This is a genomic window from Pseudarthrobacter sp. KH_020_B (assembly GCF_057840185.1).
In genome coordinates, this window is the sequence record NZ_CM174506.1 from 3,756,484 (window position 1) to 3,770,194 (window position 13,711).

Annotated in this window: 13 protein-coding genes; 3 read left to right on the forward strand and 10 right to left on the reverse strand. The window is 64.4% G+C overall.

The features are described 5' to 3' along the window. Window positions 1-21 precede the first annotated feature (21 nt). From AC3IT0_RS17485 to AC3IT0_RS17505, 5 genes are all read right to left on the reverse strand, one after another. A complete protein-coding gene (locus AC3IT0_RS17485) occupies window positions 22-789 on the reverse strand; it encodes an amino acid ABC transporter ATP-binding protein (RefSeq protein ID WP_489323833.1) in 768 nt (255 codons plus the stop codon). Window positions 790-806: 17 nt separating this feature from the next. Then, entirely contained in the window at window positions 807-1,706 is a 900-nt protein-coding gene (locus tag AC3IT0_RS17490) for an amino acid ABC transporter permease (RefSeq protein WP_489323834.1), read from the reverse strand. A 62-nt stretch (window positions 1,707-1,768) separates the two neighbouring features. Continuing rightward, window positions 1,769-2,698, reverse strand: coding sequence for an ABC transporter substrate-binding protein (locus AC3IT0_RS17495; RefSeq protein ID WP_489320942.1), 930 nt, complete (start codon window positions 2,696-2,698; stop codon window positions 1,769-1,771). Between the two features lie 62 nt (window positions 2,699-2,760). After that, complete coding sequence (locus AC3IT0_RS17500) at window positions 2,761-3,492, reverse strand: SDR family NAD(P)-dependent oxidoreductase (RefSeq protein ID WP_489320943.1); 732 nt, start codon at window positions 3,490-3,492, stop codon at window positions 2,761-2,763. Beyond that, window positions 3,489-4,895 (reverse strand): DUF6421 family protein, encoded by a 1,407-nt coding sequence (locus AC3IT0_RS17505; protein WP_489320944.1) that lies wholly within the window; start codon window positions 4,893-4,895, stop codon window positions 3,489-3,491. Before AC3IT0_RS17505 ends, AC3IT0_RS17500 begins: the two co-directional genes overlap by 4 nt. A gap of 279 nt (window positions 4,896-5,174) precedes the next feature. Here AC3IT0_RS17505 and AC3IT0_RS17510 point away from each other — a divergent pair, with 279 nt between their 5' ends. Continuing rightward, window positions 5,175-5,810, forward strand: coding sequence for an arsenate reductase/protein-tyrosine-phosphatase family protein (locus tag AC3IT0_RS17510; RefSeq protein WP_489320945.1), 636 nt, complete (start codon window positions 5,175-5,177; stop codon window positions 5,808-5,810). A gap of 25 nt (window positions 5,811-5,835) precedes the next feature. On the opposite strand, the gene AC3IT0_RS17515 is transcribed toward AC3IT0_RS17510, so the two are convergent. Continuing rightward, window positions 5,836-6,225, reverse strand: a complete 390-nt coding sequence (locus tag AC3IT0_RS17515; protein ID WP_489320946.1) for a hypothetical protein — start codon at window positions 6,223-6,225, stop codon at window positions 5,836-5,838. A 161-nt stretch (window positions 6,226-6,386) separates the two neighbouring features. Between AC3IT0_RS17515 and AC3IT0_RS17520 the strand changes: the two genes are divergently transcribed. Continuing rightward, the gene (locus tag AC3IT0_RS17520) at window positions 6,387-7,493 is read left to right on the forward strand and encodes an LCP family protein (RefSeq protein WP_489320947.1); all 1,107 of its coding nucleotides are present in this window, start codon (window positions 6,387-6,389) and stop codon (window positions 7,491-7,493) included. Between the two features lie 371 nt (window positions 7,494-7,864). Here the strand turns inward: AC3IT0_RS17520 and AC3IT0_RS17525 are convergent, their stop codons facing one another. Next, window positions 7,865-8,281: a hypothetical protein gene (locus AC3IT0_RS17525; RefSeq protein ID WP_489320948.1), complete on the reverse strand. Its 417-nt coding sequence runs from the start codon at window positions 8,279-8,281 to the stop codon at window positions 7,865-7,867. Window positions 8,282-8,774: 493 nt separating this feature from the next. On the opposite strand from AC3IT0_RS17525, the gene AC3IT0_RS17530 reads away from it, so the two are divergent. Beyond that, window positions 8,775-11,024: a S9 family peptidase gene (locus tag AC3IT0_RS17530; protein WP_489320949.1), complete on the forward strand. Its 2,250-nt coding sequence runs from the start codon at window positions 8,775-8,777 to the stop codon at window positions 11,022-11,024. Window positions 11,025-11,101: 77 nt separating this feature from the next. Here AC3IT0_RS17530 and AC3IT0_RS17535 read toward each other — a convergent pair whose 3' ends face one another. The 3 genes from AC3IT0_RS17535 to AC3IT0_RS17545 all read right to left on the reverse strand — a co-directional run bounded on the left by AC3IT0_RS17535 (window position 11,102) and on the right by AC3IT0_RS17545 (window position 13,625). Further along, window positions 11,102-11,569: an SRPBCC family protein gene (locus AC3IT0_RS17535; protein WP_489320950.1), complete on the reverse strand. Its 468-nt coding sequence runs from the start codon at window positions 11,567-11,569 to the stop codon at window positions 11,102-11,104. A 185-nt stretch (window positions 11,570-11,754) separates the two neighbouring features. Continuing rightward, window positions 11,755-12,339 (reverse strand): GNAT family N-acetyltransferase, encoded by a 585-nt coding sequence (locus tag AC3IT0_RS17540; RefSeq protein WP_489320951.1) that lies wholly within the window; start codon window positions 12,337-12,339, stop codon window positions 11,755-11,757. A 65-nt stretch (window positions 12,340-12,404) separates the two neighbouring features. Continuing rightward, window positions 12,405-13,625 carry an acetate kinase gene (locus AC3IT0_RS17545; RefSeq protein WP_489320952.1) on the reverse strand — a complete coding sequence of 407 codons (1,221 nt, stop codon included), beginning with the start codon at window positions 13,623-13,625 and terminating at the stop codon, window positions 12,405-12,407. Window positions 13,626-13,711 lie beyond the last annotated feature (86 nt).

Below are 13,711 nucleotides of genomic sequence, written 5' to 3' on the forward strand. Positions count from 1 at the left end.
CGGACCGCCTGGGTTGAGCCGTCAGAGAACTTTGGAGAGGAACTCCTGGGTGCGGGCCTGCTGCGGGTTGGCGATGATGTCGCGCGGGTTGCCGCTTTCGACAACGACGCCGCCGTCCATGAAAGTCAGGGTGTCTCCAACCTCGCGCGCGAAGCCGATCTCGTGGGTCACCACGATCATGGTCATGCCGGACTTGGCCAGGTCCTTCATCACGCTGAGCACTTCGCCCACGAGTTCCGGGTCCAGGGCCGAGGTCGGCTCGTCGAAGAGCATCAGTTCAGGTTCCATCGCCAATGCACGGGCGATGGCCACGCGCTGCTGCTGGCCGCCGGAGAGCTGCGCGGGATAGTGGTTGGCGTGGTTTCCGAGACCCACACGGTCCAGAAGTTCCATCGCGCGTGTTCTGGCCTTCGCCTTGGATTGCCGCTTGACTTGGGTGGGAGCCTCGATAATGTTCTGTAGCGCCGTCCGGTGCGGGAAGAGGTTGAAGCCCTGGAAGACCATGCCGATCTCCCTGCGCTGGGCGGCGATCTCTTTGATGGTCAGGTCATGCAGGCGGCCGCGGGTCTCGCGGTAGCCGATCAGGTCCTCGCGGACGTGGATCCGGCCGGCGCTGATGGTTTCCAGCTTGTTGATGCAGCGCAGCAACGTGGACTTCCCGGAACCGGACGGGCCGATGAGGACTGCGACCTCGCCCTGCCGGACGGTCATGTCGATCCCGCGGAGCACATGGTGCTCTCCGAAATACTTGTGGACCCCGTCCATACGGACGAGGGCCTCCTTAGTCATGACGTCGTTGGTGATGGTCACGGTAGCTCATCCTCTATTTTGGGTGCTTTGGCTGCGGCGGCCGCAGGGGTCGGTTTGACCGGGGCAGGGACGATGTTGTCCACGCCCTTTCCGAAGTGGCGCTCAACGTAGTACTGGCCCACCATCAGCAGGCTGGTAATGATCAGGTACCAGAGGGCCGCCACGATCAGCAACGGAATGGGCAGGTAGCTTCGGTTGGCGATGCCATTGGTTGCAAAGGTCAGGTCCAGGGTGAACGGCACAGCGAGCACCAGCGAGGTGGTCTTGAGCATCCCGATGGCCTCATTGCCGGTGGGTGGCACGATGACGCGCATGGCCTGAGGCAGAATGATCCGCCACATGATCTTGGACTTCCGCATTCCCAGGGCCTCGGCGGCTTCCATCTGGCCTGAATCGACGGACTTCAGTCCGGCGCGGAAAATTTCGGCCAGATAGGCTGACTCGTTCAGCCCGAGGCCCAGGACCGCGGCCACGAAAGCGGTCACGACGTCCTGGGTGCTGAAGCTGAACAGTTCCGGCCCGAACGGCACACCCAGGGCGATCTTGGGGTAAAGAACGGAAATGAGGCCCCAGAACACAAGCTGGGTGTAGACCGGTGTGCCGCGGAAGAACCAGACCCAGGTCCAGCTCACGCCGCGGAACAGGGGATTGTCCGACTGGCGCATGAAGGCCAGGAGAATGGCCAGCACGATGGCGATCACCATCGAGAGGACTGTCAGGAGCAGCGTCCAGCCGATGCCCTGGATAACGAGCACGTCCATGAAGTAGGTGCCGACGATGTCCCAGCGGAAATTGGTATTGGTGACCAGACTCTGGCCCAGCAGCGCGGCGAACAGCAGGATGAGGAATGCGCCGGCCCAGCGGCCGGGATGGCGGACCGGTACGGCGTTGATCAGTTCCGGTTTCCGGTGCTCGGCACCGGTCCTGCGGTCGTTGGTTTCGGTGGGTGCGAGGGTGCTCAATTGCCTACCGCCGGGTTCACTTCAGACTTCGTGACGGCACCCTTGGTGTTGCTCCAGGTGTCCAGGATTTTCCCGTAGGTCCCGTCGCTGATGAGTTTGTTCATGACGTTTTTCATGAGCTCGGACAGGGCGGTGTCGCTCTTGGCGACCGCGATTCCTTGCGGTGCCGCAGCGTAAACATCGCCCAGGGCCTCCAGCTTGCCGCCGGTCTGCGAGAGGGCATAGCCGATGATGGGGGAATCGGCGGCCATGGCGTCGATGCTGCCGTTCACCAGACGGGTGGTCACATCTGTCTGCGTTTTCAAAGTGACGACGTTGACGCCCGGTTTTCCGGCATCCGTGCATGCCTTGGACCGGCCGGAGACGTCGGGGTCCTCTTGGGTGGTGCCGGTCTGCACGCCCACGGTTTTGCCGCAGATCTCATCGACGCTGAAATTCTTCGGGTTGCCCTTCTGGACGGCCCACAACGTGCCGGCATTGAAGTAGCTGACCATGTTGACGGCCTTCAGACGCTCCGGGTTGATTGTGAAGGAGGAGATTCCCAGATCGTACTTGGCGCCGAGAGCGGGCAGGATTCCCGTGAATTCCGACGTCTGGACCCGGACCTTCAGGCCGAGGGTCGCACCGATGGCCTTGGCGAAATCCACATTGTAGCCCACCGGGGTCTGGCCATCGGCGCCGCCCAGGGATTCGGCAGGTGCGTACGTTGTGTCGGCACCCACCGTGAGGGTGCCCTTGCTCCTGATGGCCTCAGGGACGCTGGCGGCGAGGGCATCGTCCCTGGCCACAGAGGCGGGATCAAAGCCAGTGGAACCCGGGGCAGCTCCCCCCGAGGTCTGTGATGCATTGGTGCAACCGGTCAGCGAAAGAAGGCCGATGGCGAGACTCGCCAGTGCCTTTGTCCTCTTGGACGGAGAAAACGACATTGTTTACCTCTTGGTTGATGTGGCCCATGAATGGGATTGTTTTCTTACTGCCTGCACGCAGGTCAGGCCAGGGGTAGGCGGGAACCGTTGAGTTCGGCAGCGGACCTGCTGAACAGGGCGGCCGAAGCGGCTCCAAGATCCTTCACATGGGTGAATCCCGGGAATTTGCGGTCGGGCTGGGAAGCCTTCATCTTGTCGTCCACAAGGGCCTTGACCACGAACACAACGGCAGCTGACCGCTGCGGTTCCCGGTGGTTCGTGCTGCCGGATTGTGCGGTGCGGAAGCCGTCAGCCACCGCCAGCGTCCATGCCTCGGAAGCGGCCTTGATCGCTGCGTAGGCGGCACCACCTGCTGAGGGATTGGCAGCTGCCTGGGCAGACACGATGGCCAGTCGGCCCGCCGGGGACTTTTCAAGGTCGTCGTAGAAGGCGCGGCTGGTGTTTCGCAGTGTCGTCAGGACGCTGGTGTGCAGAAAGTCCCAGTCGGAGTCCTCCTGCCCCCGTATGCCGTCGCCGCCGCGCCAGCCGCCCACCAGGTGGATCAGGCCGTCGAGGGGTCCAAGGTCCCGGCGGACCGAGGACGCCAGTTCCCGGACGGCCGCGGGTTCTGCGAGGTTGCAGGTGTAGCCGGTGACGTTGGGGTAGGACTGTGCGAGGTTTTGCACGCGTTCAGTGTCCAGGTCCACGGCGGCGACGCGGAATCCGGCGCCGCTGAGGGCCGATACGACGGCGGTCCCGGCCTCGCTGGTGGAACCTGCCACCATGACGGTCCTGGGTCCGTCGGGAGCCATCATGCCGCGTCCTTGCGGCTGTTGCCGCCGTTGGGCTCGCCGGTGATTCCGGCCGTGGATTCGATGACGTTTCTCATCTTTTTCTCCAGTGCTTCGTAGAACATTGAAAGTGGGAACTCGTCATCAAGCACCTGGTCGGTCAGGCCCCGAGGAGGGCCGTCAAGGGCCAGTGCCTCGGGTCCCTTGGCCCAAAGGGAGGCGGGGTTCGGGGCGACTGTTGCGCTGATCAATTCATAGGCCGCAAGCCAGTGAGCGGTTTTCGGGCGGTCAATTGAACGCCAGTACAGCTCCTCGATCCGCTTGCCAAGTTCGACAACTACTTCGGGCGCTTCCGACCAGTCGATAGACAGTTTCGAGTCCGTCCAATGAAGCACCTTGTGCTGGTGCATCCAGGCGAAAAGGAGCTGACCGCCAAGGCCGTCGTAATTACGGACCCGGTTTCCTGTCATCGCGAACCGGAAGATCCGGTCGAAGATGACGGCATACTGGACGAGTTTCGCGTGGTTTCGCGCCTCCGGCGGCGCGTTCTCATCCCTCTCGATACGGACGGATTCACGGAATGCCGTCAGATCGCACCGCAACTCTTCCAGGGTGTAGAGAAAGAACGGCATCCTCTGCTTGATCATGAACGGATCAAACGGCAGATCCCCGCGCATGTGCGTCCTGTCATGGATCTCTTCCCACATCACGAAGGTTTCCATGGCCAGCTGCGGGTCTTCAAGCAGCCGCCGCGCTCCGTCGGGGAGAGTGAGGGACGTGATGTCGCTGGCTGCGGCCACCACCCTGCGGAACCGCTCAGCCTCGCGATCCGCGAAAATACCACCCCAGGTGAACTGCGGGGTTTCACGGACGGCTACGCTCTCGGGAAACAACACGGCCGAGTTCGTGTCATAGCCTGGTGTGAAATCGATGAAGCGGATGGGTACGAACAGCTGGTTCGAATACTCCGCGCCTTCGAGTTCAGCGATGAACTCCGGCCACACTACTTCGAACAGCACCGCCTCCACGAAACGGTTCGGGCTGCCGTTCTGCGTATACATAGGGAAGACCACCAGATGCGGCAGTCCGTCGATTCGGTGCTGCTGCGGCTGGAATGCGAGCAGAGAATCCAGGAAGTCCGGGACCCCGAACGAGGAAGCAGCCCACCGCTCGAAGTCAACTTCGAGCCGGGCCAGATACTCCGCATCGTGCGGGAACGAGGGGGCCAAATCCCTTATTGAAGCCGTGATCGTGGCGACCTCGTACAGGGCCCGGCCATGGTCCCCAGGATCAGGTATCGAGCCGTCCTTCACCTGGATCTGCTGCAGTTCTCCGGCGGCCCGTTTCAGCTCGGTCCAGGAATCGTTTGAGGCAAGCAGGGCCCCTAATGAGGAGCGGGATACGTTTTGTTCTTTTGTTGCAGTCATTGCTACGGCGTCCTTCCTTCACTGTGACCCGCGTAACACTAGTGACCAGAAAGACATCTTTATCTAAAAACAGGCGCACGGTAAGGAAGTCTTATTCTAAGTTGGGGAAATAGAGCTGGTGACCAAGAATTTCCTTTGCACCCGTACGAGGTTGGGCCTGCACGGCACTGGGTTTAGCCCCGCCGTCGGCCGCTTTAGGACCGCCCCGGCCCGTACGTGTTAAGTTGAAAGACACGACGGGCCGCACGGTCCGGCGCACCGGCTGGAAAGAGATGTTCCGTGGAATCCCCCGCACCCGCACCCGTGAGGATCCTGACCGTGTGCACCGGCAACATCTGCCGTTCCCCCGTGGCCGAACGGCTGCTGCAGGCCGGGCTTGACCAGGTGATGCCGGGCGCATTCGAGGTCACCAGCGCCGGGACCCGGGCCATGGTGGGCGATCCGATGCAGCCGCTGTCCGGCGACATTGTGCGCACTTTTGGCGGGAACCCGGACGGCTTCGTCTCGCGGCAGCTGACCAGCAAGATCCTGCGCGGCGTTGACCTGGTGCTCACCATGACCTCCGGCCACCGCGGCGAAGTGCTCCAGCTGGACGCCTCCCTGCTCAAGCGCACCTTCACCATCCGCGAGTTCGCCCGCATGCTTGATGTCCTGGACGAGCGTGCGGACAGTGCCGCAAACGTTCCCATAGCGTCCGACGGCGGCAATCCCCTCAGTGCCAACACCGCCTTCTGGCGGGGGCTCCCTGCGCGCGCCGCATCCGTGCGGCACCTGTCACTGCCGGCGGATTCCGCCGAGAACGACATCATCGACCCCTACCGGCGCAGCCCCGAGATCTACCACCAGATGGAGGACGAACTGGCCCCTGCCATCGTTTCCATCCTGCGGCACGCCCGGCTGAACGTTCCCGCCTGAACCCGGCGCTAGCTAGAGGCCGGCGCTAAAGAGGTGCCGGCGCCGCCTCGGGAGCAACTTCACGAACTTCCGCGAACGTTCCGTCTGCCTTCAGCCCCAGGGCAAGGTGAGCCCGGCGCACCAAATGCCGGTGAAGATAGCCGTACACGGCGTAGACCACGAAGGATATGGCGACGATCAGCAGCGCCGTGTCGCTCGCCGCGCGGTACCAGTAGTAGCTGGCGTGGCCAAACGCAATGTCCCCTCCAACCAAGGGGAAGAGCACACCTACCAGAAACAGCAGGCTGGCCAGGGTCGGGACGAAGAGCAGCCCCTGGATCGTACCCAGCCGCTTGCCCGTTCGCTTGTACCGCTTGTATTGCTTCTCCCACGCCGCCCGGCTGGTGACAAGCAAAACTGGCTTCGTGTTTTCCATCAGATCCCCCACAGATATCCCGTTCCTGACCACGAGCCTAGTGCGCCCCGCACTGCGGGGCCTTTCCCCTGAACCCGGCGCGCCGCCGTCGTACGTTACAGCACGGAAACGACACGCTCCGCGTTGTAGCCGTAACCGGGTCCGAGGGCGGACACTAAGTCATGGTGAGCACCCCAAGCGGTCCTGATCCGACCGGCCCGGCCCCTTCCGGCCCCGAACCTGCTGCGCCTGCCGCGCTGAAACGGCGGCGCCTGATAGCGGCGGTACTGTCAGTTGTCCTGGTGGCCGTCGTCGCCGTGTCCGCCCTGCTGTTCAGCCGCCCTGCCGCGGAAGTTGCAGCCCCGGCGCCCACTATCACTGACACCGCCACGCCCACGCCCACTCCTTCGGAGACGACGCCACCACCGGCACCGGCCCCTCCCCCGCCGCCCGAACCCATCGCGGAACTCGCCGCGGCGCCCATGAACATCCTGGTGATCGGCAGCGACAGCCGCGCGAACGCACGGGAGCAAGCAGCCCACACGGCAGCCACGGGCGAGTCCCAGGATCACCGCTCGGATTCGCTTATGGTGGTCCACGTGCCGGCTGACCGCCGCGCCCTCTACGTCATTTCGATCATGCGCGACCTATGGGTAGAGATCCCGGGGTATGGCGGTTCGAAGGTCAACGCCAGCCTGGAAATCGGCGGGATCGACGTGGCAGCTCGGACGGTGGGGTCACTGCTGGGCATCAACATTGACCACACACTGATGCTGGACTTCAACGGATTCCGGGCACTCACGGACGGACTGGGCGGGATCGACGTCAACGTGCCCTTCCCCTTCCAGTCCACCCACGAGACGCGGCACGTCTTTTCCGCCGGCGTAAACCACCTCGATGGCCAGGCCGCGCTGGAGTTCACCCGCGAGCGCTACGCCTTCATCGACGGCGACTTCCAGCGGGTTCAGAACCAGCGGATCATGCTCCGTGCCATCCTGGCCAGGCTGACCGCAGGCGGCGCGTTGAACGACGTCACCGCTGTCCGCGCGCTTGCGGACTTCGCCGCCTGCTGCCTGACCGTCAACAGGGGCTTCGATCCCGTCCAGGTGGCCATTCTCGCCTACAGCCTGCGGAACCTTGACGTGAACGCCATCGGCACCATGACGCTGCCCACCGCGGGAGTTGGCACTGTGGCCGGACAGTCCGTGGTGTTCCCGGACTACGGCGGGATCGCCCAGGTGGCGGCTGCCATGCGCGAAGGCCGGATCGGCCAGTACGCGGTGCCGTAGCCGCCAGCAGTTAGCGCGTTGGGTCCGGACGCAGCGGTGCCGGCCCCGGATCCGGGACGGGCAGGGGGCCGGGAGGTTCCGGCGTCGGGAACGGGCTGGGCCTTTCCGGTGCCGGATGACCGGGAGGGGCGGGCTCCGGGTTGAAGGGGTCCGGCCCTGGTTCGGGCGGGAACGGCTCGGGTTCGTGCACTGGCGGGATGGTCATGGAACTTCCCTTCTCACGCTGGGCGGATGCGCCTTTGCGTGATCAGGATACGCCCCGTTGATCCATCACGTCGCGTCGCTCTGGATGCCCAGAACGACTGTAGGTGATAGATCAATGGGGGTTACAGGGCCGACGGCGGCTTGGGCCACTGGCCGGGCACGCAGCCTCAGGCCGGGCGGCGCAGGCGATGCGGGTGGTACACCTGATCCTGCTTCAGCGCACCGGCTCCCCGCGTCGGGGGTACGGCGAAGGTCACCACGAGGCGCGCGTCGGCGTCGTCGGTGGACCTGATGGTCAGGCTCCTGGTGCCGGGCGGAACGGACGGGGTGAACACCTGCAGGTTCCGGGAGCCCACGCTGGCGGAGTCCCGGAAGGTGTACAGCGTGCCCCAATGGTCCTCGATGGCGATCTCAGGGACGGCTTTACCCGCAGCGGTTTCAACGTGGATGTTGACCACAAGGCACGTGCTCCAGACTTCCACGGAGAGCACCGTGAACTCAGCTCCCCGCGTCAGGTGCAGTCCGAACGTGGGCGGCAGGAGCATCTGCCGGAGGGTGCCTTTCGGTATCAGGTTTCTCATCATCGCCCCAAAATTACTAAGAGTGCTTACAATTACCCCTCGATAATGACGCCCTGTCAAGGGTCCCACTCGGCCCTCTGTGGCAACCCGCACCAGCAAGGGTGGGGGCGCAAGGAAGTGGTCCCCGGCGAGGCCGGGGACCACCCTATCGGAAGGGTCGCCCGCAGACTGCCGATGCGCTGGCTGGCGCTGTGGCGTGCCGAAACGGCTAACCGCCCTATGAAGGCAGATGAAAAAGAACGCGTCCGGATCCTCCCGGTAATGCCGTTCTAGCACCCGGCGGAGGGCGGTTCAAGGGGTTCCGGCGGGTAACTTAGCTAACCGTCCGAACGCTCTCTCACTTAATGCAGGTTTTCCAGCGACGCTCTCTCACTCCGGCGGCGGGAACAGCGAGAGCGTTTGGCTATTGGGCACCGAAAGTGAGAGAGCGTTTGGAGGGACTACCCCGGTAGCGAACGGCCGCCCCGTTGTCACCGCGGCTCTATATATTGAAGGCATGACCCAGACTCCGCTGCAGGATTCCGCCAGCTCTTCCGCCGCCCCCCTCCCCGCGCCACCTGCTCCCCCCGTGGCGAAGAAGGTACCGCACGAGCGGACGCACCATGGCGACACTTTCGTGGACAACTACGAGTGGCTGCGCGAGAAGGAATCCGCCGAGGTGGTGGAGCACCTGAAGGCCGAGAACGCCTACCAGGAGGCGGTCACCGCCCACCAGGAGCCGCTGCGCGAGGCCATCTTCCAGGAAATCAAGGGCCGCACCCAGGAGACAGACTTGTCTGTCCCGAACCGCAAGGACGGCTGGTGGTACTTCAGCCGCTCGGTTGAGGGCAAGGAGTACGGCATCCAGTGCCGCGTCCGTGCCCAGGACTCCGGCAACCCCGTGGCCGACTGGACTCCCCCCGCAGTGGAGGCCGGCGTCGAGATTCCCGGCGAGGAAATTCTGCTGGACGGCAACATTGAAGCCGAAGGCAAGCCGTTCTTCTCGGTGGGCGGCTCGGCCGTCACGGTGGACGGAAACCTTTACGCCTACGCCGTGGACAACGCCGGCGACGAACGTTTCACCCTCCGCATCAAGGACCTCCGCACGGGTGAACTCCTGCCCGACGTCATCGAGAACATCTTCTACGGCGTCAGCTTCTCCCCCGACGGCACCCACATTTTCTACACCGTGGTGGACGATTCGTGGCGCCCGTACCAGGTCAAGTCCCACGTACTAGGCACGCCGGTCTCCGACGATGAGGTGATTTACCAGGAGGACGACGTCGCCATGTGGCTGGGCTTTGAGCTCTCCTCTGACAGGCGCCACCTCGTGCTGGGCATCGGCTGCTCCGAGTACAGCGAGACGCGCCTGCTGCGTTTCGATGACCCGACGGCGGCCCTCACCACCGTGATTTCGCGGGACGAGCGCGTCCTCTACGAGGCCGAGCCGTTCCTGTTCACCGGTCCTGGCGGCGGAAAATCAGAACGCATTCTACTCACCCACAACCGCGGTGCCATCAACTCCATGGTCTCCCTGGCGGACCCCGCCGAGCTCACCAAGCCGCTGGCCGAGCAGAACTGGAGCACCGTCGTCGAGCATTCCGACGACGTCCGTGTCAACGGTGCCGGCGTCACTTCCACGCACCTGATTGTGTCCGTCCGCAAGGACACCATCGAACGCGTCCAGGTGATGGGGCTGGCCGGCCTTGGTACGCCTACGCAGGAAGCTCCGGTGGAGCCCGCGTTCGACGAGGAGCTGTACACGGCCGGCGTCGGCGGTTCGGACTACGAGGCACCGGTCATCCGGCTTGGCTACACGTCCTACTTCACGCCGTCGCGCGTGTACGACTTTGTGCTGCCCACCGCCGCTTTGCCGGTTGGTGAGCTGCTGCTGCGCAAGGAAAGCCCGGTGCTGGGCGGCTATTCCGCGGCCGATTATGCAGCCACCCGCGAATGGGCCAACGCCGCGGATGGCACGCGGATCCCCCTGTCTGTGCTGCGGCATAAGGACGTCAAACAGGACTCGACGGCGGCGGGCCTGGTCTACGGGTACGGCTCCTATGAGTTGAGCATGGATCCGGGCTTCGGGATCGCACGGCTGTCGCTGCTGGACCGCGGCGTGGTGTTTGTGATCGCGCACATCCGCGGCGGCGGCGAGCTGGGCCGGCATTGGTACGAGGACGGCAAGAAGCTCACCAAGAAGAACACCTTCACGGACTTTGTGGACGCCACCGACTGGCTGGGCAACTCCGGCTGGGTGGATCCGTCCCGGATTGCGGCGCTGGGCGGCTCGGCGGGCGGACTGCTGATGGGTGCCGTGGCCAACCTGGCACCCGAGAAGTTTGCCGCGGTGGTGGCGCAGGTGCCGTTCGTGGATGCCCTCACCACCATCCTGGACCCGGAGCTTCCGCTGTCCGCGCTGGAATGGGAGGAATGGGGCAACCCCATCACGGACCCCGAGGTGTACGCCTACATGAAGTCCTATTCGCCGTACGAGAACGTGCATTCAGCTGCGTACCCCAAGGTGGCGGCGGTGACGTCCTTCAACGACACGCGCGTGCTCTACGTGGAGCCGGCCAAGTGGGTCCAGGAACTGCGGAACAAGACCACCGGCACGGATCCTGTGGTGATGAAGATCGAGATGGACGGCGGCCACGGCGGCGCGTCCGGGCGTTATGTCCAGTGGCGCGAGCGGGCGTGGGACTACGCGTTCATCGCCGACTCCCTCGGCGCGGTTGAGCTGCTGCCAGGGGCCGGCCTCAAATAACCCCATCGATTGCTCCGTAACCGCCGTTTTCAAGGCTCAAAAGGGCCGTTACGGAGCAATCGATCGGATCTCGCGGCTCAGCCGTCATCCCTGCCGTATTCGGGGTGCTCGGCCAGCAGTTCGGCCAGTGTCTCGAGGTTGGCACGGACGGTCCGGCCCTGGGCTTGTTCCACGAACCGGTCGGCCAGTTTGCCGAACACCCCGCCCAGGCCAGATGCCGCATCGATCCGGAAGTTCAGGCGGGTCCCGTCACCTTCAGGTTCCAGGACATTGGTGACAGTGAATTCCAGCTTTCCTTCCACCGAGCGGGATACAAAGCGGGTTGGAGGCTGGAATTCGATGACCTCCGTTGTCCAGTCGAATTTCCTGCCCACCACCTTGCTGGCGCCCTTGACCCGGGTGCCGACTGCAACAGGCTCGGTCCCGACCGTTTCGGCATGGACCGCCGAGGAGTCCCAGACTGGAATGTTTTCGCCCTTTGACAGGAAATTGAAGACTTCCTGTGGCGGGCGGGCAATGTAGACGTTTTCTTCCACGGTGGGCATCGGATTCTCCTTGGACACGCCTGTTGCCAGCGCGGCATGGCCGGCAGCTAGGCACAACGCCAGTTTGGCCTTGGCCCAGCAGGCAGTCAATGGCCTGAGATAACCCATCGATTGCTCCGTAACGGCCCTTTTCAGCGTTCAAAAGGGCCGTTACGGAGCAATCGATCGAATTTAGACCGACCTGATCACCGTGGCAATCCGGTGGTTGAGCTTTTCGAAACCCGGGCGCACCATTCGTCCGCCAGGATCGCGTAGACCAGCTCGGTGGCCCACTGGCCTTTGTAATGCCACTTGTCCACCAGCCGGGCCTCCAACCGCATGCCCAGCCGTTCGCAGAGAGCGGCGGAGGCGGCGTTCAGGGCGTCGAGCGTTGCCTCGATCCGGTGCATCCCCAGTTCCTCGAACCCCAGCTTCAGCACCGCATCCGCGGCCTCGGCCCCGTAGCCCTTGCCGCGCGAGGCCGGAGCCAGCGTCCACCCGATCTCGCCCTGCCCGCGCCCCGGCAGCCATTTGAGCACCACTTCGCCCAGCAGCCCCGGAGTGTCCGCGGCCTCGATGGCCAGGCAGACCCAGTCGCCTTCCTTCTCGAAGACGAAGTTGGCGTACTTGCCCACGGACTCCATGCACTTGGTGTAGCTCTTGGCCTCCCCCGGCAGGAAGCGGGCCGTTTCGGGCAGCGAATGGTAGGCATGGAAGGCGTCGAGGTCCGCGGCTTCGAACCGGCGCAGGATCAATCGCTCGGTGCGGATGGGCAAAGTGATCTCAGGCATGGACTGAGGCTACCCGGCAGCCCGTCCATTGCTCCGTAGGCGCCGTTTTGGGCGCCCAAAAGGGCCTAGGGCCCACGCCGGCCGGGTTCCCTGGCCGAGCTTGCGAGGTGAGGGTGCCGGTGGGGATCAATCGATGAGTGGACGACGGCGGCAGTTGCCTCCGCGATGGCGCGCTCCTCGTCGGTGGGCACCACCAAAACGGGGATGACGGACGCAGCCGTGGAAATCACCCGCGGTTCCTTGGACCGCTGACCGTTCAGGCCGGCGTCGAGCTCTATACCCAATGCGTGCAGCCTGTCAGTCACGAGCATGCGGAACTGGTGGGAGTTTTCGCCGATCCCTGCCGTGAACACGAGTGCCTTGGCGCCCCCGACGGCCACGTGGTAGCCGCCGATGTACTTGGCCAGCCGGTAGGACGTGACCTCGAGCGCCATCGAAGCCTTGGCGTCGCCAGCCTCTGATGCCTCCACCACCGAGCGCATGTCGTTGTTCCCGGCGAGCCCCTTCAGCCCCGATTCGCGGTTGAGCATGGTGTCGATGTCCTCCGGCGTCCACCCGATCCGGCCGAGGAATACCAGGATGGAGGGATCGAGGTCGCCTGAGCGGGTGCCCATCACCAGCCCCTCCAGCGGGGTGAAGCCCATGGACGTGTCCACCGAATGACCGCGGCGGATGGCCGTGACGGAGGCGCCGTTCCCCAGGTGGGCGATCACGCCGTCGAACTCGTCCACGGGCAGATCCAGCAGCGCGGCGGCGCGGTGCGTGACGTACTCGTGCGAGGTGCCGTGGAAGCCATAGCGGCGGATGCCGTGGTTCGTGTAGAGCTCGTCCGGGACGGCGTAGCGCCAGGCGTGTTCGGGCAGGGTGCGGTGGAAAGCGGTGTCGAACACGGCCACCTGCGGCAGGTCCGGCCACTTCCTGCTGATGGCGCGGATGCCCAGGACGTTGGCGGGGTTGTGCAGCGGCGCCAGCGGGTTGAGGCGTTCGATGGCGCGGGTGATCTCGTTGTCGATCAGCACCGGCTCGGCGAACCGCTCGCCGCCGTGCACCACGCGGTGGCCCACTGCCGCCAGCTTGAGGTCCCCGAGCTCGGCATGGATGGCGGCATCCACCTGTTCCAGCGCCTCCGCATGGTCCCGGGGGCCCTCGATTTCGCCGTCGCCATCACCGCCGTTGCCCATGCCGATCTTCTCGATCAGCCCTTCGGTCAGCACACTGCCGGCCGCGACGTCACGGACCTGGTACTTGAGCGAGGACGAACCGGAATTAATGACGAGCACAAGCATGGGGGCCTCCTGAAGCCTTGGTGCCGCGGGCACAGCTGACGAGGTGTGGTGGTGGAGCCTGGCGCAGCGCTCCCTGGGAACCACTC

What these genes read in the sequence shown, in the direction of transcription:
- AC3IT0_RS17525 (WP_489320948.1), bottom strand. Translation starts at nt 8,281, where the DNA reads ATGATGAGAAACCTGATACCGAAAGGCACCCTCCGGCAGATGCTCCTG.
- AC3IT0_RS17520 (WP_489320947.1), top strand. Translation starts at nt 6,387, where the DNA reads ATGGTGAGCACCCCAAGCGGTCCTGATCCGACCGGCCCGGCCCCTTCC.
- AC3IT0_RS17485 (WP_489323833.1), bottom strand. Translation starts at nt 789, where the DNA reads ATGACTAAGGAGGCCCTCGTCCGTATGGACGGGGTCCACAAGTATTTC.
- AC3IT0_RS17535 (WP_489320950.1), bottom strand. Translation starts at nt 11,569, where the DNA reads ATGCCCACCGTGGAAGAAAACGTCTACATTGCCCGCCCGCCACAGGAA.
- AC3IT0_RS17500 (WP_489320943.1), bottom strand. Translation starts at nt 3,492, where the DNA reads ATGATGGCTCCCGACGGACCCAGGACCGTCATGGTGGCAGGTTCCACC.
- AC3IT0_RS17495 (WP_489320942.1), bottom strand. Translation starts at nt 2,698, where the DNA reads ATGTCGTTTTCTCCGTCCAAGAGGACAAAGGCACTGGCGAGTCTCGCC.
- AC3IT0_RS17530 (WP_489320949.1), top strand. Translation starts at nt 8,775, where the DNA reads ATGACCCAGACTCCGCTGCAGGATTCCGCCAGCTCTTCCGCCGCCCCC.
- AC3IT0_RS17505 (WP_489320944.1), bottom strand. Translation starts at nt 4,895, where the DNA reads ATGACTGCAACAAAAGAACAAAACGTATCCCGCTCCTCATTAGGGGCC.
- AC3IT0_RS17540 (WP_489320951.1), bottom strand. Translation starts at nt 12,339, where the DNA reads ATGCCTGAGATCACTTTGCCCATCCGCACCGAGCGATTGATCCTGCGC.
- AC3IT0_RS17545 (WP_489320952.1), bottom strand. Translation starts at nt 13,625, where the DNA reads ATGCTTGTGCTCGTCATTAATTCCGGTTCGTCCTCGCTCAAGTACCAG.
- AC3IT0_RS17515 (WP_489320946.1), bottom strand. Translation starts at nt 6,225, where the DNA reads ATGGAAAACACGAAGCCAGTTTTGCTTGTCACCAGCCGGGCGGCGTGG.